The 23,655-nt window shown below is 71.9% G+C and carries 23 protein-coding genes; 15 read left to right on the top strand and 8 right to left on the bottom strand.

The window, feature by feature from the left end:
- Positions 1-8: 8 nt before the first annotated feature.
- From AB0G32_RS12605 to AB0G32_RS12620, 4 genes are all read right to left on the bottom strand, one after another.
- Entirely contained in the window at positions 9-1,682 is a 1,674-nt protein-coding gene (locus AB0G32_RS12605; RefSeq protein ID WP_361161915.1) for a tryptophan 7-halogenase, read from the bottom strand.
- 22 nt (positions 1,683-1,704) lie between these two features.
- Positions 1,705-2,139: an ester cyclase gene (locus tag AB0G32_RS12610; protein ID WP_361161917.1), complete on the bottom strand. Its 435-nt coding sequence runs from the start codon at positions 2,137-2,139 to the stop codon at positions 1,705-1,707.
- Positions 2,136-2,939 (bottom strand): methyltransferase domain-containing protein, encoded by an 804-nt coding sequence (locus tag AB0G32_RS12615; RefSeq protein WP_361161919.1) that lies wholly within the window; start codon positions 2,937-2,939, stop codon positions 2,136-2,138. Before AB0G32_RS12615 ends, AB0G32_RS12610 begins: the two co-directional genes overlap by 4 nt.
- Positions 2,940-3,069: 130 nt before the next feature.
- Positions 3,070-3,816, bottom strand: coding sequence for an alpha/beta fold hydrolase (locus tag AB0G32_RS12620; RefSeq protein WP_361162008.1), 747 nt, complete (start codon positions 3,814-3,816; stop codon positions 3,070-3,072).
- A 304-nt stretch (positions 3,817-4,120) separates the two neighbouring features.
- On the opposite strand from AB0G32_RS12620, the gene AB0G32_RS12625 reads away from it, so the two are divergent.
- Positions 4,121-4,546, top strand: coding sequence for a hypothetical protein (locus AB0G32_RS12625; RefSeq protein ID WP_361161921.1), 426 nt, complete (start codon positions 4,121-4,123; stop codon positions 4,544-4,546).
- Positions 4,543-6,126 (top strand): multicopper oxidase family protein, encoded by a 1,584-nt coding sequence (locus AB0G32_RS12630; RefSeq protein ID WP_361161923.1) that lies wholly within the window; start codon positions 4,543-4,545, stop codon positions 6,124-6,126. Before AB0G32_RS12625 ends, AB0G32_RS12630 begins: the two co-directional genes overlap by 4 nt.
- 232 nt (positions 6,127-6,358) lie before the next feature.
- Here the strand turns inward: AB0G32_RS12630 and AB0G32_RS12635 are convergent, their stop codons facing one another.
- The gene (locus AB0G32_RS12635) at positions 6,359-6,865 is read right to left on the bottom strand and encodes a MarR family transcriptional regulator (protein ID WP_361161925.1); all 507 of its coding nucleotides are present in this window, start codon (positions 6,863-6,865) and stop codon (positions 6,359-6,361) included.
- Positions 6,866-6,975: 110 nt separating this feature from the next.
- Between AB0G32_RS12635 and AB0G32_RS12640 the strand changes: the two genes are divergently transcribed.
- The 8 genes from AB0G32_RS12640 to AB0G32_RS12675 all read left to right on the top strand — a co-directional run bounded on the left by AB0G32_RS12640 (position 6,976) and on the right by AB0G32_RS12675 (position 14,943).
- Positions 6,976-8,679, top strand: a complete 1,704-nt coding sequence (locus AB0G32_RS12640; RefSeq protein ID WP_361161927.1) for an MFS transporter — start codon at positions 6,976-6,978, stop codon at positions 8,677-8,679.
- Positions 8,680-8,727: 48 nt separating this feature from the next.
- Positions 8,728-9,513: an SDR family oxidoreductase gene (locus AB0G32_RS12645; RefSeq protein ID WP_361161929.1), complete on the top strand. Its 786-nt coding sequence runs from the start codon at positions 8,728-8,730 to the stop codon at positions 9,511-9,513.
- Between the two features lie 262 nt (positions 9,514-9,775).
- Positions 9,776-10,291, top strand: a complete 516-nt coding sequence (locus tag AB0G32_RS12650) for a flavin reductase family protein (RefSeq protein WP_361161931.1) — start codon at positions 9,776-9,778, stop codon at positions 10,289-10,291.
- A gap of 30 nt (positions 10,292-10,321) precedes the next feature.
- Positions 10,322-11,107: an AfsR/SARP family transcriptional regulator gene (locus AB0G32_RS12655; protein ID WP_361161933.1), complete on the top strand. Its 786-nt coding sequence runs from the start codon at positions 10,322-10,324 to the stop codon at positions 11,105-11,107.
- Between the two features lie 23 nt (positions 11,108-11,130).
- The gene (locus AB0G32_RS12660; protein ID WP_361161935.1) at positions 11,131-12,180 is read left to right on the top strand and encodes a methyltransferase; all 1,050 of its coding nucleotides are present in this window, start codon (positions 11,131-11,133) and stop codon (positions 12,178-12,180) included.
- 110 nt (positions 12,181-12,290) lie between these two features.
- Positions 12,291-12,941: a hemerythrin domain-containing protein gene (locus AB0G32_RS12665; protein ID WP_361161937.1), complete on the top strand. Its 651-nt coding sequence runs from the start codon at positions 12,291-12,293 to the stop codon at positions 12,939-12,941.
- A gap of 141 nt (positions 12,942-13,082) precedes the next feature.
- Positions 13,083-14,189, top strand: coding sequence for an LLM class flavin-dependent oxidoreductase (locus AB0G32_RS12670; protein ID WP_361161939.1), 1,107 nt, complete (start codon positions 13,083-13,085; stop codon positions 14,187-14,189).
- A 73-nt stretch (positions 14,190-14,262) separates the two neighbouring features.
- Positions 14,263-14,943 carry a response regulator transcription factor gene (locus tag AB0G32_RS12675; RefSeq protein ID WP_361161941.1) on the top strand — a complete coding sequence of 227 codons (681 nt, stop codon included), beginning with the start codon at positions 14,263-14,265 and terminating at the stop codon, positions 14,941-14,943.
- A 67-nt stretch (positions 14,944-15,010) separates the two neighbouring features.
- Here AB0G32_RS12675 and AB0G32_RS12680 read toward each other — a convergent pair whose 3' ends face one another.
- The 3 genes from AB0G32_RS12680 to AB0G32_RS12690 form a co-directional block, all read right to left on the bottom strand.
- Positions 15,011-15,769 (bottom strand): SDR family oxidoreductase, encoded by a 759-nt coding sequence (locus tag AB0G32_RS12680; protein ID WP_361161943.1) that lies wholly within the window; start codon positions 15,767-15,769, stop codon positions 15,011-15,013.
- 63 nt (positions 15,770-15,832) lie between these two features.
- Positions 15,833-17,122, bottom strand: a complete 1,290-nt coding sequence (locus AB0G32_RS12685) for a cation:proton antiporter (protein ID WP_361161945.1) — start codon at positions 17,120-17,122, stop codon at positions 15,833-15,835.
- Between the two features lie 3 nt (positions 17,123-17,125).
- Positions 17,126-17,923: a cupin domain-containing protein gene (locus tag AB0G32_RS12690; RefSeq protein ID WP_361161947.1), complete on the bottom strand. Its 798-nt coding sequence runs from the start codon at positions 17,921-17,923 to the stop codon at positions 17,126-17,128.
- Positions 17,924-18,172: 249 nt separating this feature from the next.
- Between AB0G32_RS12690 and AB0G32_RS12695 the strand changes: the two genes are divergently transcribed.
- The 5 genes from AB0G32_RS12695 to AB0G32_RS12715 all read left to right on the top strand — a co-directional run bounded on the left by AB0G32_RS12695 (position 18,173) and on the right by AB0G32_RS12715 (position 23,559).
- Positions 18,173-19,762, top strand: coding sequence for an acyl-CoA carboxylase subunit beta (locus AB0G32_RS12695; protein WP_361162010.1), 1,590 nt, complete (start codon positions 18,173-18,175; stop codon positions 19,760-19,762).
- Positions 19,763-19,794: 32 nt separating this feature from the next.
- On the top strand, positions 19,795-20,238 hold the full coding sequence (locus AB0G32_RS12700; RefSeq protein WP_361161949.1) for a cupin domain-containing protein: 444 nt from the start codon (positions 19,795-19,797) through the stop codon (positions 20,236-20,238).
- On the top strand, positions 20,235-21,518 hold the full coding sequence (locus AB0G32_RS12705; protein ID WP_361161951.1) for a beta-ketoacyl-[acyl-carrier-protein] synthase family protein: 1,284 nt from the start codon (positions 20,235-20,237) through the stop codon (positions 21,516-21,518). The genes AB0G32_RS12700 and AB0G32_RS12705 overlap by 4 nt, the downstream gene beginning before the upstream one ends.
- Positions 21,519-21,522: 4 nt before the next feature.
- Positions 21,523-22,743, top strand: a complete 1,221-nt coding sequence (locus AB0G32_RS12710; RefSeq protein WP_361161953.1) for a ketosynthase chain-length factor — start codon at positions 21,523-21,525, stop codon at positions 22,741-22,743.
- A 351-nt stretch (positions 22,744-23,094) separates the two neighbouring features.
- A complete protein-coding gene (locus AB0G32_RS12715; RefSeq protein ID WP_361162012.1) occupies positions 23,095-23,559 on the top strand; it encodes an SRPBCC family protein in 465 nt (154 codons plus the stop codon).
- Positions 23,560-23,655: the final 96 nt, after the last annotated feature.

Below are 23,655 nucleotides of genomic sequence, written 5' to 3' on the forward strand. Positions count from 1 at the left end.
CTTCCGTACTACTCGGGAATGATCACTTCGCGTACGGCGCTGCCGGTGCCCGCCGGGACCGCGGGCTGCGTCGGCGCGAGGTAGCGCATCTCCTCGGGGGCGTCGTCCAGGAGCCAGGCGGACATCGCCTTCAGCTCGGGGATGCCGGGGAACATGAACCGCCGGTTCTTGTCCTCCACGCCGATGCCGCGCAGGATGCCCGGTGACGCCTCGATGGCCTGCATGAGCCTGCGTCCGGCGACGGCGGCGGGCATCTCGCCCCGGTCCACGGCGTCGCACAGGACCACCATCTCGTCGAACACGGCCTTGTACGCGGGCTGGTCGGGCAGCAGCAGGCCCGGGAACTCGACGTCCTCCATGTCCCGGAAGACCTGGTCGTCGCCGCTCTCGCGGAACTTCTCGATGAAGCGGTCGAAGCGCAGGTTGATGGGCACCTCGGCGGCGGCCCACACCCGGTAGACGGCGTTCCACAGCTCGTAGTCGGAGAAGGAGATGAACGAGGCGTTGACGAGCGCGTCGTTGTACTTGATGAGCCCTTTCTGGAGGGTGTCGACGTAGCGGAAGCGCGCCACGTCGAAGTCGTCCTCGCGCAGCGCCTCCAGCAGCCGCCAGGCGAAGGCGTTGATGAGTTCGGTGGTGTTGGTCAGGCCGCGGGAGTACAGCGGGTCGAGGAAGCCCGCCGCGTGCGACATCAGGCACCAGCGGTGGCCGACGGTCTCCTTGGAGGTGTACTGGAGCCGGCCGGTGGAGACCCAGGGCCGCACGGTGACCGCGTCGGCGAACATCCGCTCCACCGCCGGGAACCGCTTGATGAACGCCCGGAACTCCTCCTCCGGGGTGACCCCGTCGGGCTTGGGGTAGAGCCGCTCGTCGAAGGTGAGGCCGACGCTGACCAGGGGGTTCTTGGAGCGCGGTTCGTTGTTGAACGGGATGGACCAGATCCAGCCCCGCTCGAACATGTGGTGCATGGTGCCCTCGGCCCACGGGATGGGCGGCAGGTCCTCCGGCTCCATGCGCAGCACGTCGTCGGTCGGCTTCACCCCGATCATGTGCGTGAACATGGACCGCGAGTGGTGCTTGAGGGCGTCCGGGCCCTCGCGCAGCCCGAGCTTGTCGGCGACCGGGGAGCGGAAGCCGCTGCCGTCCACCAGGTAACGGGCGGTGTAGCGCTCGCCGGCCGCGTCCCGCACGGCGACCTCGTCCGCACCGAGTTCGATGTCGGCCACCCTGAAGCCCTGCCGGACTGCACAGCCGTACTTGATGGCGGTGTGGAAGAGGAAGGCGTCGGTGTCCTGCCGGAACAGGTGGCCGGTCTGCAGCGCCTTGGACGGCGGGCTAAACTGGTTGACCTCCAGCGGGTCGGGCTCCTCGCCCTCCTTGTGCAGCATGAAGCCGAAGTGCTTCTTGACGCCGGAGGTCGGCCCGATGTTCTCCAGCCCCGACTCGTACGACGTCAGGTACTCCAGCTCCGGGATGCCGTACCGCTCGGCGAGCTGCCGGTAGCCCTTGAGGGTGTACAGCGTGGTGGACTCCCCCACGGCGAACTTCGGGTGCACCGCCGCGTCGATCAGCAGCACCCGGGCGCCGTGGCGGGCGAGGATGGCGCCGAGGACCGTGCCGGCGCTGCCCGCGCCCAGGATGATGACGTCGTGGTCCTGCCGGGCGGTACCGGATTCGCTCATGTCACATGCTCCTCGTTGTCGGTCACTTGGCGTGGGCGGTGGCGCCGGTCGCTCCGGTGATCTGGGCGACCACCTCGCCGGTGTCGAAGACGTTGCGGTCGCGCACGACCCGGCCGTCGCGGATCTCCCAGATGACGATTCCGGAGACCTTGATCCAGCGGCCGGAGGCCGCGACGCCCCGGTAGCTGCCGGTGTGCCGGGCGGTGGTGGTGTAGTGGGTCACGACGTGCGTGCCGTCCGTGACGACGACGTCGAGCTCGACGCCGATGTCGGAGAACGCGCTGTGCACGGCGCGCACACTGCGCCGCGGGCCGTCCGGGCCGACGGCGCGGCCGTTGAGTTCAAAATCCGGTGCGAACACCTCGTCGGCGATACTGACGTCGCCGCCGGCCCAGGCCCTGGCGAACCAGTGCTCCGCGAGCCGCGCGTGTTCCGCGACGACGGTCCGGGCGGTCACTTCCTGGTCCCCGTCACGACGACGAAGGTGCCGAACATCAGGAAGGTGCCCTCGGCGTCCCGGCGCAGCAGTTCCTCGCCCCAGGCGCGGGCGGCGCTCTCGTCGACGATGCCCTGGGCGCCGGCCACGGCGGCGGCCTTGCCGATCCAGGTCAGGGAGTCGGCGGCGGCCAGGCTGGTGAGGACGACCGGCTGGAGCCTGACGGTGACGTCGACGGCACCGGCCCGGGTGAACAGTCCGCGCAGCCGGCGGGCCACCCACGGGTTGGGGACGTGGTCGCTCCACCAGTTCATGATGGTGCGGGTGACGTCCGGGTCGCTCAGGTCGGGCGCCCACAGGCCGTGGTCGGGGTCGGTGACCAGCAGCTGCCCGCCGGGCTTGACGACCCGCAGCATCTCCGCGACGGCCGCCGCGGGGTCGGGCACGTGCTCGATGACCCGCTCGGCGCGGGCCGCGTCGAAGGTGGCGTCGGCGAACGGCAGCGCGTCGGCCTGTCCGTGGTGGAACTCGGTCTCGGCGGCGCCGGGGGCCGCGGGCCGGGCCCGCGCGATCAGCTCCTCGCTGGAGTCCAGGCCGACCACCCGGCCGGTGGGGCCGACCCGCTCGGCGATGGCCCGTACGTCGTTGCCGGTGCCGCAGCCGACGTCCAGGACGTGGCTGCCGGTGCCCACCCGCAGCAGCTCGTCGAGTTCCCGCTTGACCGAGGCCAGTTCGACCGCCGCCCGGTCGAGGAACTGCTTCGCGTCGTCCGCCTTCCGCCACACGTCGGCGGGCTTGACCTGGCCAGTGACAGTCGTCATCGATCGGCTCTCCAAGGGATGCGTCAGGGTCTCCACCCGCCCGAGCGGCGGTGCCCCTCGACCGTAGGGAGGGCCGATTAAGCGAGGCCAAAGCACGGTGACGGTCGGGCGTGAACCGGCCCGGCGGGGATCACGGGGCGGCCGGGGCGGGCCGCCCGGCGAGCGCGTCGACGACGGCCGCGGCCACGCCGTGCACCTGGTGGTCCAGGTAGAAGTGGCCGCCGGCGAAGACCCGCAGGGCACCGGCCGCGGTGGTGTGCCGGGCCCACGCGCCGGCGTCGGCCCGGGAGACGATCGGGTCCTCGGTGCCGACCAGCGCGGTCACCGGGATGCCGACGCGGGCCCCGGGGTCGGCCCGGTACCGGGCCACCGCCCGGTAGTCGGCGCGGATCGCGGGCAGCGGCAGGGCGCGGAGCTCGGCCGCCGACAGCGGGCCCCGGTCGGCGGCGCCGAGCGCGGACAGTTCGGCCCGCAGCGTCGCGTCGTCGGCCAGCTGGGCGGTGGGCCGGCGCAGTACCGAGGGCGCGCAGCCGGCCGAGGCGAACAGCCGCAGCGGCGGCTCCGCGCCGGCCGCCTCGAACCGCCGGGCCACCTCGAAGGCGACCAGCGCGCCGAGGCTGTGCCCGAACAGCGCGAAGGGTCCGGGCGGTTGGCCGCGCAGGGCGTCGAACGCCTCGTCCGCCAGCCGCTCGACGCTCTCCAGCGGGGCCTCGGCGCGGCGTTCCTGCCGCCCCGGGTACTGCACGGCGACGGTCTCCACCCGGGGCGACAGCGCGATCGCGAGCGGCCGGAAGTAGCTGGCGGAGCCGCCCGCGTGCGGGAAGCAGACCAGCCGGGGGCGGCCGTCGGCGGGGCGGCGACGAGCCGTCGTATCCAGGGGGTTCGGGCATGGGTGTGCGGCATGGGCCGGCCTCCGGGTCGTGGCTGGGGGTGCGCCGGGAAAGCGTAGGCAGCGCGCGACGTGCGGGAAACACGTGCCGGCCCGGCTTGAGGCGGACCCGACGGTCCGCTTTATCGGCGCTTAACCGTCCCGGGTCAAGATCGGCCGGACTCCGCTCCCGCGCCCGCCCGCGCGGGACGGGGTTGCGCACGGACCCGACAAGACGATTTGATAGCTCACGAACTGTTGCGAACCGCTGGGCGCCAGCGCCTTTGTCCCACGACGCCGTTGAGGTACACCCATGTCGTTACGCAAGTCCCTGATCTCCCTGCGGATCACCGCGATCCTCCAGTCCGTGCTGATGCTCGCCCAGGTCGCCCTGGCGGGCGGTTTCCTCGGCGGCCACTTCGACATGCTGCGGATGCACGGCCTGCTCGGCCGCGGCATCGTGGTCGTCGCCGTCCTGATGGCCGTGGCCGCGTTCCTCGTCCGCCGGACCGGCGGCCCCGGGTCGGTGCTGCCGGCCTCCCTCGTGGTGCTGCTCGCGCTCGTCGGCCAGATGATGCTCGGCCTGAACCGCAGCGTGGCCGCGCACGTCGTGCTCGGCGTCGTCCTGGTCTCGGCCGTCGCCGTGCTCTCCCAGCGGGCGATGACCACCCCCCTGCCGCGGACCGGCCCGGCCGCTGCCGAGCGGGCGAGCACGGTCGAGACGGAGCTGGTCCCGTGAAACGGCGCGCCTTCCTCGGCGCGGGCGGCGCGGTGCTCGGCGCCGGCGCCCTCACGGCGGCGGGCTGGCCACTGCTGAGCGACTACGTCGCCGAGGGCCGCCCCGGCGAACTGCTCACCAGCGACGCCGAACTGCCGAAGCGCTACCAGGTGCCGCTGCCGGTCCCACCGGTGCTCGAACCGGTGTCGACGAGCGGCTCCACGGACACCTACGAGATCACCCAGCGCGCCGCCGAACTGGAGATCCTGCCCGGCACCCGGACCAGGGCGTGGACCTACAACGGCACGTTCCCGGGGCCCACCCTCGTGTCCCGCTCCGGACGGCGCACCGTCGTGCGGCACCGCAACGAACTGGACCGGCCCGCCGTGGTGCACCTGCACGGCGGCCACACCCCGGCGGCCAGCGACGGCTATCCGACCTCGCTGATCCTGCCGGCCGACGGCTCCTACGACGCCCACACCGCCGCGATGGACATGTCCGGCGGCGAGCACGGCATGGCCATGGACCACGGGGCGATGGACCTGGCCGAGGGTACCCGGAACTACACGTACCCGTTCAGCCAGCGGGCGGCCACCCTCTGGTACCACGACCACCGCATGGGATACACCGGCGCCGCTGTGTGGATGGGCCTCGCCGGGTTCCACCTGGTCCACGACGACGAGGAGGAGCGGCTGCCGCTGCCCCGGGGCGAGCGGGACATCCCGCTGATGATCACCGACCGTTCGTTCGCCGCGGACGGGCGGTTCAAGTACCCCTGGATCGACCCGGAGCTGCATGTGCCGGGGGTCACCGACGCGTACATGAACGGCGTGCTCGGTGACGTGGTGCTGGTCAACGGGGCGCCCTGGCCGGTGCTGGCGACGCAGCGGCTGCGCTACCGGCTGCGGCTGCTGAACGCCTCCAACGCCCGGCTGTACAAGCTGGAGCTGGACCCGCAGCCGCCGGGCGGCGGCGCGTTCGTGCAGGTCGGCAGCGACGGAGGGCTGCTGGACCGGCCGCGCCGGCACGACTCGCTGGAGGTGGCACCGGCCGAACGCTTCGACGTCGTGGTCGACTTCGCCCGCTACCGCCCCGGCACCCAGGTGCGGCTGCTGAACCGCTTCGGGGACGGCTCCACCGCCGAGGTGATGCGCTTCGACGTCGGTTCCGGCTCACCGGCCGACGACACGAAGGTGCCGCAGCGGCTGAGCGAGGTGACCCGGCTGGACGCGGACCGCGCGGCGGTCACCCGCGACTTCCACTTCCGGGGGTCCACCGCGGGCTGGACGATCAACGGCGAGGAGTACCAGCCGGGCCGTGCGCTGGCCCGGCCGAAACTGGGGCAGACCGAGGTGTGGCGCTTCACCACCAACTTCCACCACCCGGTCCACCTCCACCTGGACCACTTCCAGGTGCTCTCCCGCAACAACCGTGCCCCGGGGGCGTACGACCACGGCTGGAAGGACACGGTGGACCTGCGGCCGGCCGAGGCCGTGGAGGTGGTCACCCGGTTCACGGACTACGCCGGCGCGTTCATGATCCACTGCCACAACCTGGAGCACGAGGACATGGCGATGATGGGCGACTTCATCACCGAGTGACCCCGGTGGCGGCGGGCGCGCGCCGAAAGGCCCCGCCGCCACCGGCTCCCGTGCCGTTCCGCGCACACCTGAGGGGCGTCCACCGGTGACCCGGTGGACGCCCCTTTTTCAGCTGCCTTACCTCCGCTTCACAGCCGTCGACTGAGATGCGTCAGAGCCCGCGCGCGAGCGCGGGCGGACGCGTCACCGAGGCGAGGAACCCCATGCCGACAGCACCGCGCGCAGTGCCCGCTCAGTCCGGCCGGACGTTGGAGCGGATCTGCTCCAGCAGCGTGCTCAGCTGCGCCACGTCGGAGTCGCTGAGCCCGCGCAGCATCCGCTCCTGGCTGCGCAGGGCGACGGACTCGATCTCCTCGTACCGGGAGCGGCCCTCGTCGGTCAGGGCGACCACGGCGGTGCGGCGGTCGGCGCCGTCCCGGGTGCGCACCACCAGCCCGCGCCGCTCCATCGTCTCCAGATGCCGGGAGAGCGTGGGCCCCTCGATGCTCAGGTACTGGGCGAGGGTGCGCTGGATCATCGACCCCTCCAGCTTCAGCGTCGCGAGGATCGTCCACGTCGCGAAGGTCACCCCGGACTTGCCGAGTTCGTCCTCGAAGAACCCGCGCGACTCCTTGGCCGCCAGCCGCAGTTTGGGAGCGATGCTCTTGCGCAGCCAGACCGGCCCCGCGTCTGTTTCCTTGGCCCGTGCCTGGTCGGCCTCTTGCTTAGGCACCCGCACCTCCGCTCGCTGCCTGGTCACCACAGTATCTCCTGCCGCCGAACCGACGGGCAAAAGCCGGTTGACCATGATGAAAATCGTTCGTTAGGCTACTAACTATTTGCTCGTCCGGCAACCTGCGGGAGCCCATCGTGAGTGATCTCCGTACTGGCACCGCGGCCCGGACGGCCCCGTCCGATCCACCGCCGCCGTCGCGACGCACCTGGCTCGGACTGGCCGTCATCCTCCTGGCCGCCTTCATGGAACTGCTCGACGTCACGGTCGTCACCGTGGCGTCCCCCGAGATCCAGACCTCCTTCCACACCAGTTACGCCCAGGTGCAGTGGATCCTGGCGGGCTATCAACTGACGTTCGCCGCCGGGCTGGTGGCCGGCGGCCGGCTCGGTGACATCTACGGCTGCCGCCGGGTGTTCGTCTGGGGCGTGCTCGCGTTCGCCGCCGCCTCCCTGCTGTGCGGCACCGCGGCCGGCGGCACCCAGATCGTGCTGTACCGGCTGCTCCAGGGCCTCGCCGCGGCCCTGATGTTCCCGCAGGTCCAGGCGATCATCCACGTCACCTTCACCGGGAAGCACCGGGCCGCCGCGTTCGGCGCGCTCGGCGGCGTCACCGGGCTGGCCGGCATCGCGGGGCCACTGGTCGGCGGCGCGCTGGTGGACCTGGACCTGTTCGGCTCCGGCTGGCGGATGATCTTCCTGATCAACGTGCCCATCGGGCTGCTCGCCGCGGTCGGGGCGACGCTGCTGGTGACCGAGCACCGCTCCGCCCAGCGGCCCGGCCTCGACCTGGTGGGCACGGTGCTGGGCACCGGCGCGGTGGCCCTGGTGACCTTCCCGCTGATCCAGGGCCGGGACGCCGGATGGCCCTGGTGGATCTGGACGATGCTGGCCCTCGCGGCACCGGCCCTGGGCCTGTTCCTGCTGCACCAGCGGGCGCTGGAGCGGCGGGGCGGCCGGCCGGTCGTCGACCTGGCGCTGTTCCGCGGCGGTTCCTTCGGCACCGGCCTGGTGGTCCAGTTCATGAGCTTCGCCGGCATCTCCGCGTTCTTCCTGGTGCTGGCGGTCGAGTTGCAGGCCGGCTACGGGTGGTCCGCGCTCCGCACCGGCCTGGCCTTCCTGCCCATCGCGGTCGGCACCGGGCTGGCCTCCGGCATCGCCATCCCGCTGCTGCCCCGGCTGGGCAAGCGGCTGGTGCAGGCCGGTGCCGCCGTGATGGCGCTCGGCATGGTCGCGCTGATGGTGACACTGGACGCCTATCCGACCGACCTGTCCTTCTGGCGGCTCGCGCCCGCCGGTCTGGTCGTCGGCCTGGGCCTCGGCCTGATCGTCACCACCGTCAACGACGTCGTGCTCGCCGAGGCGGTCGGCCCGAGCGCCGGCTCGGCGGCCGGCGTCAAGGCCACGGTGGGCCAGTCCGGCAACGCGGTCGGCGTCGCGGTGCTCGGCGCGATCTTCTTCGGCCTGCTGAGCGGCAACGCCGGCGCCGCCGCCCGCCACGAAGTGCCGCACCTGGAAGCCGAGTTGCGGCATCTCGCGGTGTCCGCCACGGACACCCGGGCGCTGACGGGCGCCCTGGTCGACTGCTTCACCGCCCAGGCCCGGACCGACGACCGGTCCGCCCCCGTACCCGAGTGCGCGGCGCTCGACGAGCGGGCTCGCCGCACCGGCGACCCCGCCGTGCCGCGGCTGGTGCACGCGACCCTGGAGCGGGCCCGCCAGCAGCACTTCTCGGACTCGATGAAGACCGGCCTGCGCTACGAGGTGGCCGTCTACGGCCTGGTCTTCCTGCTCGTCTTCCTGCTCCCGCTCCGCCGGCTGAAGGCCGGATCGGGGCACTGACCCGCCCACCCACCGACAGCAGCACTCACCGTGAGGAAGCCACGCATCATGGACGACGCAACCCAGTACCGGCCGTTCGCCGGAAAGTCCGCCCTGGTCACCGGAGGCAGCAGCGGCATCGGGGCCGCCACCGCCCGGCTGCTCGCCCGGCAGGGCGCGGCCGTGGTGGTCAACTACCGGTCCAACGAGGCCGCCGCCCGGCAAGTGGTCGAGGAGATCACGGCGGCCGGCGGCACCGCGGTGGCCCTGCCCGCCGACGTCACCCGCGCCGAGGAGGTCGACCGGCTGGCCGACCGGGCCCGGGAGGCGGTCGGGCCGGTCGACATCCTGATCGCCAACGCGGCCGGCGTCGACGGCCGCACCGCCCGGCCGGGCCCGCTCCTGAAGGCGCCCCGCGGCCAGGCCCTCCAGGTGGTGCAGGCCCAACTGGCCGCCTTCCTCAACCCCGTGCACGCCCTGGTGCCGGGCATGATCGACCGCGCCGCCGGCGGCGCGGTGGTCGCCGTCGGCGCCACCCTGGCCCGGCGCTCCCCCGAGGGGTTCGGCGCGCTGTCCATGTCGAAGTCGGCGCTGGAGGCCGCGGCCCGGACGCTGGCCCGCGAGGTGGGGCCGGCCGGCGTGCGGGTCAACCTGGTGGCGCCCGGCCTGATCCTCAGCTCGCTCGCGTCGGACGTGCCGGAGCATGTCCGCAAGGCCAACGCCGACCGGACCGCCGTCAAGCGCAACGGGACCCCCGAGGACGTGGCCGAGGCCATCGTCTTCCTGGCCTCGGACCGGTCGTCGTACCTGACCGGCGGCCACCTCCTGGTGGACGGCGGCACCGCGATGCTCTGAGCTCGCGCGGAATAGGTATGCGGCCCGGGACGAGTGTGTGTCCCGGGCCGCATACCTATTCCCCGGCCCGCCCCGCCGCCGCGGAGCGGACCCGGTTCGTCCGAGAGGTTGATGCGACCCCAGTCGGCAACTGGTAGCTTCAAGCCATCGAAGAGAAAATACCGAGTTCCTGTGGTCAGCGCGCACCTCGAGGGGCACCATCCATTTTCCGTCCCCTCGGACAATCGACACGCCTCTCGACATGAAACAGGAAGAAGCACCGATGGCACAGCAAGCCACCGCGGCGGAACGCGACGCACTCATCGATCAGCGACAACTGCGCGCGATATTCGGGCGATTCGCGACCGGCGTGACGGTCATCACGGCGAATTACTCCGGCGAGCTTTTCGGAGTGACCGTGAACTCCTTCACCTCGCTCTCCCTCGATCCCCCGCTGGTCCTTTTCTGTCTGCACGACAGGTCGTCCTTCCGCGCCGCCCTGGACGTCGGATCGTCGTTCACCGTGAACATCCTGTCCGAGGAGCAGCGCGGCATCGCCGGCCTGTTCGCCTCCGGAGTCGACCGGTTCCTCAAGGTCAACTCCCTGCCGGGGCTGGGCGGCAGTCCCGTGCTCACCAACTCGCTGGCCTACATCACCTGCGAGGTGACCCAGCAGCTCCCGGGCGGCGATCACGTGATCATCGTGGGCCGGGTCATCGACACCGGTCTGCTGAGGCGCCAGGGGCGGCCCCTCGGATTCTTCGCCGGAGCCATGCACAAGCTGAAACCGTATCAGTAGTCGCCGATCCGCAACGGGGGATAAGTAAACGTGCGTTTCAAGCTTCTGGGACAATTGCAGGTGCACGACGGGGATCGTATTCTCACCCCGCAGGCACACAAGCTCCGTGCGCTTCTGGCCGCCCTTCTGGTCAATCACCACCGGGTTCTCTCCATCGAGTCCCTCATCGACGAACTGTGGCCGCAGGGCCCGCCCCGTACAGCACTCCAGGCGCTGCGCGTCTATATTTCGCAGCTCCGGAAAATGCTGCACAGCAGCAGCGCCGGCAGCGATCTGTTCCTCATCGGGGAACCGCCGGGGTACTATCTTTCCATCGGCGACGGAATGCTGGACGTCGTCGAATTCGACCGGCATCGCGAACTCGCCATGGCGGCCCTGGAGAACCACGACGCGGAAACCGCGCTCCAGCATTTCTCGAAGGCGTCGAAACTCTGGCGCGGAGCGCCCCTGGTGGGGCTGCGCGAAGGCATGCTGGTGCAGAGCGCCGCCTCCCGCCTGGAGGAGTCCTGGATCGGCGTCGAGGAGGGTCGCATCTCCCTGGAGGTGCGCCTTGGCCGGCGCCGCGGCGAGGCCATCGCCCGGCTGCGCGAGCTGGTCGCCGCCAATCCCTACAACGAGCGTCTGCACGCGCTGCTGATGGTCGCCCTCTTCCTGTCGGGCCGCAGTGGCGAAGCCCTTCAGGTGTACCGCACCACGAGGAAGTGCCTCGTGGACGAACTCGGCATCGAGCCGGGTGACGACCTCCGCCTGGTCCACCGGATCGTCCTGGACTCCGACCGGGCGGCGCTGGAAAACGTCGGCATGTGGACGGCCTGACCGTGAACCGAAAGGAAACTTCCATGACCACCTCGGAAAAGACCATCTCGCCGGCGCCCGGCGCCCCGCTGGACGACGCGTTCGACATCATGCTGATCGGCTGGTCGTTCATGCGCAGCAAGCTGCTCATGACGGCCATGGAGATGGGCCTGTTCGAAGCGCTCAGCAAGGAGTCCGGCACCGCCGGGCAGATAGCGGACCGCATGGGTCTGCACGAACGCGGGGTGCCCGACTTCCTGGACTCGCTGACCGCGCTGGGCCTGCTCACCCGCGACGCCGCCGGCGTGTACGCCAACGGCCCGGCCGCCGCCCGCAACCTGATCCCCGGCCAGCAGGGGTACGTCGGCGGCTTCCTGCGGATGACCACGGACTTCATGGGCGCCGGCTGGGAGACGCTGGCGGACATGCTGCGCACCGGCGACGCCCACGGCCAGGACAAGAGCAAGGTCCCGTTCGCGCAGATCTTCCGCGACCCGCAGCGGCTGCGCCAGTTCCTCAGCGCCATGGACAGCCTCAACGGCGCCATCGGCCCGGAGCTGGCCCAGCGCTACGACTGGTCGCGGCACACCTCCTTCGTGGACATCGGCGGCGCCCGCGGCAACCTGGCCGGCACCCTGCTCCAGGCCCACCCGCGGCTGCGCGGCGGAGTCTTCGACCGGCCGGTGATGCGGCCGTTCCTGGAGGAACTGGCCGACGAGCGCGGCGTGCGCGACCGCATGTCGTTCCACGGCGGTGACTTCTACGTCGACCAGATCCCCGGCGCGGACGTGGTGATCTTCGGCAACGTGCTGCACGACACCCCGGTGGCCACCCGGCAGGACCTGATCGCGCAGGCCGCCGCGCGGATCCCGGCCGGCGGCGCCGTCATCGTCTACGACCCGATGATCGACGACGACCGGCGGGACGCCGACACCCTCCTGATGAGCCTCACCATGATGATGCAGTCCCCGGCCGGCAACGAGTACACGGCCGCCGAGTGCCGCTCCTGGATGACGGCGGCGGGCCTGGAGGTCGAGCAGGTCCTGCGCCTGCCCGCGCACGCGACGGCCGTGGTGGGGCGCAAGCTCGCCTGACCCCGCCCGGTCCGAACGAGATCCCCGATGGGCGGCCGGCCTCCCCTTCCCGGCCGCCCATCGGCGTGTCCCCGCACATCCGGCACAGCACACCGAAACGGAGCGCAAGGATGGCCAGGAACGGCAAGAGCCACGTGGACCTCACCATCATGCTGGTCAGCCACGACGCCTTCCGGCGGGACCTCAGACGGCTGGAGCGGGCCGCGGCCGGCCGCGGTCCCGGCGACGACCCGCTGGCCCGCGAGCGGGTGGCGACCGGCTGGCAGATCTTCAGGTCGCAGCTGCACATCCACCACGAGGGCGAGGACCGGGACCTGTGGCCCCGGATGGTCAAGGGCCTCGCCCACCGCCCCGAAACCCTCGCCACGCTGGCCGAGCTGGAGGCCGAGCACGAACGGCTGGACCCGCTGCTGGCCCGGGTGGACGCCGTGCTGACCGACCCGCTGGTGCCCGCGGACCGGGCCGAGGAGGCGGTGGCCGACCTCGCCGCGTGTCTGGAGTCGCACCTGGCGCACGAGGAGGCGGACGGCCTGCCGTACATCGCGGAGGCGCTCACCGCCGAGGAGTGGAGGGCCTTCACCGCCGTACAGCGCGAGAGCCTCGGTCCGACCGGGGCCGCCGAGCTGTTCCCGTGGCTGCTGGACGAGGCGTCCGAGGAGAACCTCCAGCGGGTGCGCTCCTTCATGCCGGCGCCGATGCGGATGGCCATGAAGACCCTCTGGGGGCCCGCCTACCGGGCCCGCGGCACCTGGACCGGCTGACCGACGGCCGCCCCTTCCGCGCGGGCACTGCCCAGCTCTTACGGTGCCTTAATCGCCCTCTGACACGGTGAACATGCCCCTCCAGGCTCCCCCGGGCCCCGGCGGGGCATGTCGAGCTTCCGAGCATCCGGAGAGGGTTCCATGGCACACGCGATGTCCGCCGAGAGCGGCTTCAAGCTGGGGCTGTTCGCGCCCAACGCATCATCCGGCCTGGCCATCACCACCGTCCCCGAACGCTGGTCGGGGAGCTGGGACGACAACCTCCGGCTCGCCCGGCTGGCCGACCGGACCGGCATCGACTTCCTGCTGCCGGTGGGCCGTTGGATCGGCTGGCCCGGCACCACCTTCCACGACAGCGTGCTGGAGACCATCACCTGGGCCGCCGGCCTGCTCGCGGCCACCGAACGCGTCCGCGTCTTCGCCACCGTGCACAGCGCGCTGCTGCCCCCGGTGGTCGCCGCCAAGCAGCTGGCCACCCTCGACCGGATCGGCGGCGGCCGGGCCGGGCTCAACATCGTCGCCGGGTGGTACCAGGCGGAGTACGAGGCGTTCGGCCTCGACCTGCCGGGCAGCCCCGAGCAGCGGTACGCCCACGCCCAGGAGTGGTGGGACGTGGTGCGCCGGCTGTGGAGCGAGGACGAACCCTTCGACCACGACGGCGAGTTCTTCCCCGGCCTGCGCGGCCTCGGCACCAGTCCCCGGCCGGCCGCCGGCCGGCTGCCGGTCATCAACGCCGCCGTCTCCCCGGCCGGCCGCGCCTTCGCCACCCGCAACGCCGACTTCCTGCTGACCGCCACCTTCGATCCGCGGCGGGGCCGGGCCCTGGTCGACAGCGTCGAGGAGGCCGCGGCGCGGGCCGGCCGGCCGCGGATCGGCGTGCTCTCCAACGCCTATGTGGTGTGCCGGCCCACCCGCGCCGAGGCCGAGGAGTATCTGCGTTACTACGCCGAGGAGAACGCCGACTGGGCGGGCGTCGACACCGTCATGAGCGGCCAGGGCATCAGCCCCCAGTCGTTTAGCCAAGCGCAAATAGACCTGTTCCGTCCGCGCTTCGCGGCCGGACACGGTGGCTTTCCGCTGGTGGGTACGCCGGATGAGATAGCTGACAGCATCGTGTCGTTCGCCGAAGCGGGCGTTTCCGGCCTCGCACTGTCGTTCGTCGACTATCTTGGCGAACTCGAGTACTTCTCGGCCGAGGTGCTGCCGAGGCTCGAGAAGGCGGGTGTCCGACGGGCGGTGAGGAGGTAGCGCGTCCGCGTCCCGCGTCGAGGCCGGCGCAACCGTCGATGATCAGGGGGAGTCATTGATATCCGTGCGCGTCATGGGAAATGACGATGTCAGACGCCGCACTCTGCACGAACGTTTTGTCGCACTGGGCGAGTTCGAGGTACTGCCGGGCCAGGGACAGCCGGCCCCGCGGGTGGATCTCGTGGTGGCCGCCGTCGACCGGGACAGCATGATGCTGGCGCACCGGTTCACGTCCCACCCGTCCGCCCAGCCGTCCGTCTCGCACGCGCCGACGCTGTTCGTGGCCGACGAGCCGTTCCGGGAGCTGTCCGGAGCCATGTGGTTCGGTGCCCGCGGCATCGTGCTGAGCACCGCGCCGGACCGGGAGCTGGCCGACGCGGCCCTCCTGGTGGCGCAGGGCTGCACCGTCATGGCGGAGGAGGTGCTGCACTGCGATCAGCTCAGCTCGGGGCACCTGGCCTTCGAGTGGACGGTGAACCGCGACGCGCGGGCCACGCTGAGCGTGATGTCGGAGCGGGAACGCGAGGTGCTCGCGCTGATCGGCTCCGGCCGGGACAACACCGAGATCGCGGACCTGCTGTGGGTGAGCGTCAACACCGTGCGCTCGCACGTCCAGCGGCTGATGCGGAAACTGGGCCTGCGCAACCGGCTGTGCCTGGTCATCTTCGCGCTGGAACTGGGCCTGGTGGACCTGGAGGACACCGTTGTCAGCGGTGCGCGGGCCACGGCCGCGCCGCTGGCCCGGCGGGAGTAGCCGTACGCCGCAGCGGGCCCCGGCACCTGGTGTGCCGGGGCCCGCTTCGGTGTACCGGGGGGGGCGGTCAGACGCGGTACATCCGCCGCACCACCGCCTGGAGCAGTGGCCGCGGTGTGGCGCTCAGGAAGTAGGGCTGCATCCGGTTCATGGCCCCGGGTGTGACGAACGGGCGGCCCTTGGCGACCGCCTTCAGGGACGGCTCCACCACCTGCCCGGGCGTCAGCCAGGCCATCTTGGGCAGGCCGGCCGTGTCCAGCCCCGCGGCCTCGTGGAACTCGGTGCGCACCAGCCCCGTGCGCACGGTGGTGACGTGCACCCCGCTGCCGCGCGCCTCCAGGTACAGGCTCTCCCCGAACGAGCCGACGAACGCCTTGGCGGCGCCGTACACCGCGGACTTCGGCATCGGCAGTCCCGACACGATGGAGGAGACGTTGAGGACGCCGCCGTGCCGGCGCTCGGTCATCGGCCCGAGGGCGGCGTGCGTGAGCGCCACCGGGGCCAGCAGGTTGACCCGGATCTGGTGCGTCTCCCGGGCCAGGGACAGGTCTCGGAAGTAGCCCGTCGAGCCGTAACCGGCGCAGTTGACCAGCAGGTCGACGGCGCGCTCCCCCGGCTCGCGCAGCCGCTCGCACGCCGTCTGGAGGCCGGAGTCGTCCCCGAGGTCGAGGGCGAGTACGTCGACCCGTACGCCGTGCGCGTCGGCCAGGTCGGCGGCGAGTTGCTTGAGCCGGTCCTCGCGGCGGGCGACCAGGGTCAGGTCGACGCCGCGGCGGGCCAGCCCGGCGGCGAACTCCGCGCCGATGCCGCTCGACGCTCCGGTCACGAAGGCACTTCGGTAGGGATAGGGCATCTCGGTCTCCAGCGGGGCGTCGAGGGATACGGGCCGTCACTTGGTGCGCGGCAGGGCCGTCTCGGGCAGCGGCAGGTCGGCGGCGGCGCGCGCGTAGGACTTGCGGGGGACCAGCGGGCCGGCCAGGGCGGTGGTGACCAGTGCCATCAGCACCATCATGGTGAACATCCGCTGGTCCAGGACGCCCATGCTGACCCCGGCGTTCAGGATGATCAGTTCGGTGAGTCCCCGGGTGTTCATCAGTACGCCGATGACCGAGGACTCCTTCCAGGTCAGGCCGGCCACCCGGGCGGCCCCGGTGGCGCCGGCCAGTTTGCCGAAGCAGGCGACGGCCACGACGGCGGCCAGCTCCAGCGCCCCGGCGCCGCCGAGCTGGGTGACGTCGACCGCGAGGCCGGTGGTGATGAAGAAGATCGGCATGAGCAGCGTCGTGATGTGTTCGAACGGCACGCTCACCGACGACTTCAGCAGCTTCATCGAGGAGCGCGGCATGATCAGGCCGAAGGTGAACGCGCCGAAGATCGCGTCGAGTCCGATCCAGTGCGTGACGAAGGCGCACCCGAGGGCGCCGGCCGCGATCAGCGGCAGCAGCCGGGGTGAGACCACGTCGTTCCGTGTCATCGCCCTGATCACCCTGTGCAGCGCCGGGCGCACCACGGCCGTGAGGGCGACGGCGTACAGCAGCGTGCCGCCGATCACCGTGTAGACGTGGCCGGAGCCGGTGGAGACCGCCACCACCGAGACGAACGCGAGCATGCACCAGGCGAGGGCGTCGCCGACGGCGGCGCTGGCCAGCGCGAGGATGCCCACCCGGGTGTGCTGGAGCCGGTGTTCGAGGATGATCCGGGCCAGCACCGGGAACGCGGTGATGGCCATCGCGGTGCCCACGAACAGCACGAAGGGCGTCTGTCCGACGTGCTGTCCGGCGACCCGGTCGTGGTGGCCGTACAGCCAGCCGGCCAGCGCCACGCCCGTCACGAACGGTACGGCGATCGCCGACAGGGAGATCCCGAGGACCGCGTTGCGGTGGGTGCGGATCTGCCGCAGATCGATCTCCCAGCCGATCAGGAACATGAACAGCAGGATGCCGATCTGGGCGATGGCGGACAGTCCGGCGCGGGTTTCGGGCGGGAACAGCAGATCCGGCAGCTCTCCCGGGAACAGGCCCAGGAGGCTCGGGCCGAGCGCGATGCCCGCGAGGATCTCGGCGATCACGGGCGGCTGTCGCAGCCGCCGCAGCAGCGGGACCAGTACCGATCCCGCCACCAGCACGACGCAGACGCCCGCGACCGTCTCGGCGAGGATCGTGGCCGAGTCCTGGGCCATCCGCTAGCCCCTCCCGCCGACGGGCCCGGAACCACCCGGCCCACCGGGACGCCCGGAGCCCTCGGCCGCGCTCTGGCCACCCGGCCCTCCGGGGCCGCCGACCACGCCGGAACCACCCGAACCACCGGCAGCAGCCGCGCCCCCCGGGCCGGCCGGCCCACCAGGACCCGCAGGTCCCCCGGCCGCGCCCGGCCCACCCGGCCCCCCGGGACGCCCGCCTGCGCCGGGACCGCCCGCGGTGGCCGCACCGCCGGGAGCCGCACCCCCCGGGCGCCCGCCGCCCGGTCCTCCGGGGCCGCCGGGCCGTCCACCCGGCCCGCCGGGTCCCGCCGCCAGCGGGCCCCGCTGCGGGCGGAAGCCCACGATGTGGTGTTTCGTCGCGAGGGCCTGCATCTTCTCCCAGTCCGGCGGGCCCTGGCCGTCGATCAGCCCGCCCAGTTCCTCGAACCAGTCCTCCACCCCGCCCGGCGTGGCGATGCACAGCATCTTGCTGGGCCGGTTCCAGGTGTTGACGAAGGCGTGGCCCACCCCGCGCGGCCCGTACACCAGGCTGCCCGGCGTGGCCTTGTGCTTCTCGCCGTCCAGCTCGATCTCGTACTCGCCCTCGATCACGTAGAACGACTCGTCGACGTCCTCGTGGATGTGCAGCGGCGGGCCGCCGCCCGGGGGCGACGTCACCTCGAAGAACGAGTAGAGACCGCCGGTGTCCTCACCGCGGAGCAGCCAGCGCCCCGTCTCGCCCGCCCATTTGATGGGCTTGACGCCGTCCAGTTGGACGACGCGTCCACGCGTAGCCGTCACAGTCCGTCCCTTTCTCGGGGCCGTTGGGATGCGACGAGTATCGGGAGCGCCGTTGCGGGTTCCGGTAAAGCGGCCAATAAGCAGGCGGCCCGCCCCGGCGGCTTTGCGTTCGCCTCACAGGGACTTTTTTCCCCGGCAGCAGACTCCGACGAGTACCGGCCGACCGTGGCCGGACGCGTGAGCAGGTCAGCTGGAGGGAGCGTGAGTGGCGTGTCGGAAGTGGAGCGGCATGGCACCGCCGTCAAGGATGTGCGCCCGGCCCAGGAGGGCGTCCCGCGGGAGCTGCCGGCCGAGGGCCTGGCCGACCGTACGGCGGAACTCGCCGTCATCCGGCAGCGGGTGGTGGAGGGGCTCGACGCGGAGTCCGCGGCACGGCAGCACCGGCTCGGCAAGTCGACCGCGCGGGAGCGCGTCGCGCGGCTGCTGGACGAGGGGTCCTTCAACGAGCTGGAGATGTTGCGCAGGCACCGCGCGACCGACTTCGGCATGGACGCCAAGCGCCCGTACACCGACGGCGTGGTCACCGGCTGGGGCACCGTCGAGGGCCGTCAGGTCTTCGTGTACGCCCATGACTTCGGGATCTTCGGCGGCTCCCTCGGCGAGGCCCACGCCGCCAAGATCCACAAGGTGATGGATCTCGCGGAGCGCGCCGGCGCTCCCCTGATCGGCCTCAACGACGGGGCCGGCGCCCGCATCCAGGAGGGCGTCATGGCCCTCGCGGGCTACGGCGGCATCTTCCGCCGCAACGTCCAGGCGTCCGGGGTGATCCCGCAGATCAGCGTGATGCTCGGGCCCTGCGCGGGCGGCGCCGCCTACTCCCCCGCGCTCACCGACTTCGTCCTGATGGTGCGCGGCACGGCGAGCATGTACGTGACCGGCCCGGACGTGATCAAGGCGGTCACCGGCGAGGAGATCGACTTCGAGGGGCTGGGCGGCGCCGAGGTGCACGCCCGCTCGGGACAGGCGACGTCCGTCCACGACGACGAGGACGACGCGTTCGAGCAACTGCGGTGGCTGCTGTCGTTCCTGCCGCAGAACAACCGGGAGTTCCCGCCGGAGGCGGACAGCGACGATCCCGTCGACCGGCCGTGCGACGGTCTGCTCGACATCGTGCCCAACTCCCCCAACCAGCCCTACGACGTGCGCCGGGTGATCGAGGAGATCGTCGACCACGGCGAGTTCCTGGAGCTCCAGGAGGCGTGGGCGGGCAACATCGTGATCGGTCTGGCCCGGATCGGCGGGCAGGTCGTCGGTCTGGTCGCCAACCAGCCGCTGGTGCTGGCCGGCGTGCTGGACATCGACGCCTCGCAGAAGGCGGCCCGGTTCATCCGGTTCTGCGACTCGTTCAACATCCCGCTGGTCTCCCTGGTGGACGTGCCCGGCTTCCTGCCCGGTGTCGACCAGGAGCACAACGCCATCATCCGCAACGGCGCCAAGCTGCTCTACGCCTACTGCGAGGCGACGGTGCCCCGCGTCCAGGTGCTGATGCGCAAGGCGTACGGCGGCGCGTACATCGTCATGGACTCGCGGTCCATCGGCACCGACCTCTCGCTGGCCTGGCCCTCCAACGAGGTGGCGGTCATGGGCGCGGAGGCCGCGACCAACGTCATCCACCGCCGGGCCATCCTGGCGGCCGAGGACCCGCAGGAGACCAGGCGGCAGCTGGTGGAGGAGTACCAGCGCACGCTGATGCACCCCTACTACGGCGCCGAGCGCGGCCTGGTCGACGACGTCATCGACCCGCGGCAGACCCGGTCGGCGATCCACCAGGGGCTGCGCATGCTCCGCTCCAAGCGCGTCGACCTGCCCAAGCGCAAGCACGGCAACTCACCGCTGTGACCGGATTCCGACACCCACAGGAGACAACAGCCATGAGCCACGAGATCACCGGAGAGCCGCGGACCGCGCCCCGCAAGGTCGCGTTCGACGAGGTGCCGGTCAACCTGCACCGCGGCGGCGCCCTGCGCACCCTGCTCGGCCCCGGCAACGTCGGCGCCACCAGCGGTTTCATGGGCCATGCCCGGCTGGAGCCCGGCGAGTACATCAGCGAGCACTACCACCCGTACTCGGAGGAGTTCGTGTACGTGCTCGCCGGCACCATCGTGCTGCGCCTGGACGGGCGGGAGACCGAGGTGTCCGCGCGGGAGGGCTTCCTGGTGCCGATCAAGGCCCGGCACCGGCTGGAGAACCGCGGCGCGGAGCCGGCCGAGCTGATGTACCACCTGGGCCCGCTGGCCCCCCGCCCCGACCTCGGGCACGTCGACACCGAGGACCTGCCCCGCCCGGAGCTGGCGCCCGCGGGAGAGCCTCGATGAGCTCGACGGACACGGACCGCTGGGGTGCCCTGGTCACCGGCATCGGCGTGGTCGCGCCCGGTGCGGTGGGCCGGGACGCCTACTGGGACCTGCTGACGGCGGGCCGCACCGCCACCCGGGGCATCACCCTGTTCGACGCCACCGGGTTCCAGTCCCGGATCGCGGCGGAGGTCGACTTCGATCCGGCGGCCTGCGGGCTCACCCCGGACGAGGTGGCGCGCATGGACCGGGCCGCCCAGTTCGCGGTGGTCGCCGCCCGCGAGGCGCTCGCGGACGCCGGCCTCGCGGCGGGCGGCGCGGACCCGGAGCGCACCGGGGTCAGCATCGGCAGCGCGGTCGGCTGCACCACCCGGCTGGAGGACGAGTACGTGGTGGTAAGCGAGCGCGGCAAGAAGTGGGAGGTGGCGCCCGAACTGGCCACCGAGCACCTCTACCGGGCGCTGATCCCGAGCACCCTCGCGGTGGAGGTGGCCTGGGCGGCGGACGCGGAGGGACCGTCCACGGTGGTGTCCACCGGCTGCACCTCGGGCCTGGACGCGGTCGCCCACGGCGTCCAGCTGATCTCGGAGGGGTCGGCGGACGTGGTGATCGCCGGTGCCACCGACGCGCCGATCTCCCCGATCACCGTCGCCTGCTTCGACGCGATCGGCGCCACCTCGCGCAACAACGGCGACGCCGCGCACGCCTCCCGCCCCTTCCACAAGGACCGAGACGGGTTCGTGCTCGGCGAGGGCGCGGCCGTCCTGGTGCTGGAGAGCCGGGCGCACGCGGCCCGCCGCCGCGCGCACGCCTACGCCGACATCATCGGGTTCGCGCAGCGCAGCAACGCCTTCCACATGACCGGGCTCAAGCCCGACGGGCTGGACATGGCGGAGGCGATCGAGGTCGCCATGGAGCGGGCCGGCATCACCCCGGACCTGATCAGCTACGTCAACGCGCACGGTTCGGGGACGGCGCAGAACGACCGGCACGAGACGGCCGCGCTGAAGAAGTCCATGGGGAAGGCGGCGTACGGCGTCCCGGTCAGCTCGATCAAGTCGATGATCGGGCACTCGCTGGGCGCCATCGGGGCGCTGGAGGCCGCCGCCTGCGCGCTGGCGATCGAGCACGACGTCGTGCCGCCCACCGCCAATCTGCGCGAGCAGGACCCGGCACTCGACCTGGACTACGTGCCGCTGTCCGCGCGCGGACACGTCAACGACATCGTGCTGAGCGTGGGCAGCGGATTCGGCGGCTTCCAGTCGGCGATGCTGCTGGCCAGGCCGGGAACCAGGAAGTGACGGAATGACCATGAACCGTCGCACCGTGTTCAGTGGTGTGTCAGTCATCGCCCCCAACGGCTCCACCACCAAGGAGTTCTGGGACGCGACGCTCAACGGCGTCAGCGGCATCGGACCGGTCCGGTCCTTCGACGCCTCCGGCTATCCGGTCCATGTGGCGGGCGAGGTCACCGACTTCGCGCCCCGGGACACCATCGACGGACGGCTGATGGTCCAGACCGACCGGTGGACGCAGTTCGGCCTGGTCGCGGCCGAACGCGCCCTCCAGGACGCGGACATCGACCCGGCGCGGCTCGACGAGTACGAGATGTCCGTGATCACCGCGACCTCCTCGGGCGGCAACGAGTTCGGCCAGCGCGAGATCCAGAAGCTGTGGGACAAGGGCTCCCGGTTCGTGGGCCCCTACCAGTCCATCGCCTGGTTCTACGCGGCGACCACCGGCCAGATCTCCATCCGGCACGGCATGAAGGGCGCCTGCGGGGTGCTGGTCGGCGAGCAGGCCGGCGGTCTGGACGCGCTGGGGCAGGCCCGGCGCGCGCTGCGCGACGACGCGTCGATGGTGGTGACCGGCGGCACCGACGCGCCGCTCGGTCCCTACGCGCTGGCCTGCCACACCTCGGCGCACCTGATGACCGGCAGCCGGGACCCGGCGCGCGCCTACCGTCCGTTCGACGCCGGGGCGGACGGGTATGTGGCCGGGGAGGGCGGGGCGATCTTCATCGTCGAGGCCGAGGACACCCTGCGGGCCCGGGACGCCGAGAAGGGGTACGGGGTGCTCGCCGGGTACGCGGCCACCTTCGACCCGCGTCCCGGCTCCGGGCGGGAACCCGGGCTGCGCCGCGCCATCGTACGGGCCCTGGCCGACGCCCGGGTCGACCCCGCCGACGTCGACGTGGTCTTCGCCGACGGACTCGGCGTGCCGGCGGCCGACCGGGCGGAGGCCGACGCGATCAACGCGGTGTTCGGGGCCGGGCGAGTGCCGGTGACGGTGCCCAAGTGCCTGGTGGGCCGGCTGCACGCGGGCGGGGCGCCGCTGGACGTGGCGATGGCGCTGCTGTCCGTGCGGGACTCCGTCGTGCCGGGCACCCCCGGCACCGCCGAACTCGCCCCCGGCATCGGCCTGGACCTGGTCCGCGAGACCCGCGAGGCCCCGGTGCGCACCGCCCTGGTGCTGGCCCGCGGCTTCGAGGGCTTCAACGCCGCGGTCGTCATCAAGGCCCGTTAGACCGTACGGACCTCACTGCCGTACGGACCTCACCACCGTACGGGCCTCACCACCGTACGGACCTCACCACCGTCCCGACAGAAAGGTACCGCCGTGACCACCTCCGTGATCACCCTGGACGAATACGCCGAGCTGATCAACCGCGCCTCCGGTGCGGGCATCGGCGCGGCCGACCTGCTCGACCCCGCCGTCACCTTCGAGTCCCTCGGCGTCGACTCGCTGGGCGGTCTCGGTGTCGTCTCCGAACTGGAGCTGCGCCTCGGCCTGGAGCCGGACAGCGGCGCCGACGGCACCCGCACCCCCTTCGAGCTGCTGCTCGGCATCAACCGGCGGCTGGTGGACGAGGGGCTGCTGCGGGCGGGCCACACCGAGCAGAGCATCGTCATCGACGCCCCGTTCGACGAGGTGTGGCGGCAGACCAACGACGTCGCCGCCTGGCCGGGCCTGTTCAGCGAGTACGCCGCCGCCGAGATCCTGGAGACGGCCGGGAACACCGTCACCTTCCGGCTCAGCATGCACCCCGACGAGAACGGCACCGTGTGGAGCTGGGTCTCGGAGCGGACGCTGGACCGCGAGGCGGGGACGGTGCGGGCGCGCCGTGTGGAGACCGGGCCGTTCGAGTTCATGGACATCGTCTGGACCTACCGCGAGGTCGAGGGCGGGGTCGAGATGCGCTGGACGCAGGACTTCCGGATGAAGCCGCAGGCTCCGGTGGACACCGCGGCGATGACGGCCCGGATCACCACCAACTCGGCGCTCCAGATGGCGCTGATCCGCGGCCGGGTCCGCGAGCGGGCCGGCCTGACCACCGTGTAACCGCGCCCGGCAGCACGGAGTCCGAGCAGGACAGGGCTGCCGCCGACGGGGGATTGCGGCGGCAGCCCTGGGGTCACCATAGCCGAAAACGTTAGC

The organism is Streptomyces sp. NPDC023723, assembly GCF_040639815.1.
Lineage (GTDB): Bacteria > Actinomycetota > Actinomycetes > Streptomycetales > Streptomycetaceae > Streptomyces.

What these genes read in the sequence shown, in the direction of transcription:
- AB0G32_RS12660 (WP_361161935.1), top strand. Translation starts at nt 11,131, where the DNA reads ATGACCACCTCGGAAAAGACCATCTCGCCGGCGCCCGGCGCCCCGCTG.
- AB0G32_RS12710 (WP_361161953.1), top strand. Translation starts at nt 21,523, where the DNA reads ATGACCATGAACCGTCGCACCGTGTTCAGTGGTGTGTCAGTCATCGCC.
- AB0G32_RS12705 (WP_361161951.1), top strand. Translation starts at nt 20,235, where the DNA reads ATGAGCTCGACGGACACGGACCGCTGGGGTGCCCTGGTCACCGGCATC.
- AB0G32_RS12675 (WP_361161941.1), top strand. Translation starts at nt 14,263, where the DNA reads ATGGGAAATGACGATGTCAGACGCCGCACTCTGCACGAACGTTTTGTC.
- AB0G32_RS12670 (WP_361161939.1), top strand. Translation starts at nt 13,083, where the DNA reads ATGGCACACGCGATGTCCGCCGAGAGCGGCTTCAAGCTGGGGCTGTTC.
- AB0G32_RS12615 (WP_361161919.1), bottom strand. Translation starts at nt 2,939, where the DNA reads ATGACGACTGTCACTGGCCAGGTCAAGCCCGCCGACGTGTGGCGGAAG.
- AB0G32_RS12605 (WP_361161915.1), bottom strand. Translation starts at nt 1,682, where the DNA reads ATGAGCGAATCCGGTACCGCCCGGCAGGACCACGACGTCATCATCCTG.
- AB0G32_RS12645 (WP_361161929.1), top strand. Translation starts at nt 8,728, where the DNA reads ATGGACGACGCAACCCAGTACCGGCCGTTCGCCGGAAAGTCCGCCCTG.
- AB0G32_RS12625 (WP_361161921.1), top strand. Translation starts at nt 4,121, where the DNA reads ATGTCGTTACGCAAGTCCCTGATCTCCCTGCGGATCACCGCGATCCTC.
- AB0G32_RS12700 (WP_361161949.1), top strand. Translation starts at nt 19,795, where the DNA reads ATGAGCCACGAGATCACCGGAGAGCCGCGGACCGCGCCCCGCAAGGTC.
- AB0G32_RS12665 (WP_361161937.1), top strand. Translation starts at nt 12,291, where the DNA reads ATGGCCAGGAACGGCAAGAGCCACGTGGACCTCACCATCATGCTGGTC.
- AB0G32_RS12650 (WP_361161931.1), top strand. Translation starts at nt 9,776, where the DNA reads ATGGCACAGCAAGCCACCGCGGCGGAACGCGACGCACTCATCGATCAG.
- AB0G32_RS12685 (WP_361161945.1), bottom strand. Translation starts at nt 17,122, where the DNA reads ATGGCCCAGGACTCGGCCACGATCCTCGCCGAGACGGTCGCGGGCGTC.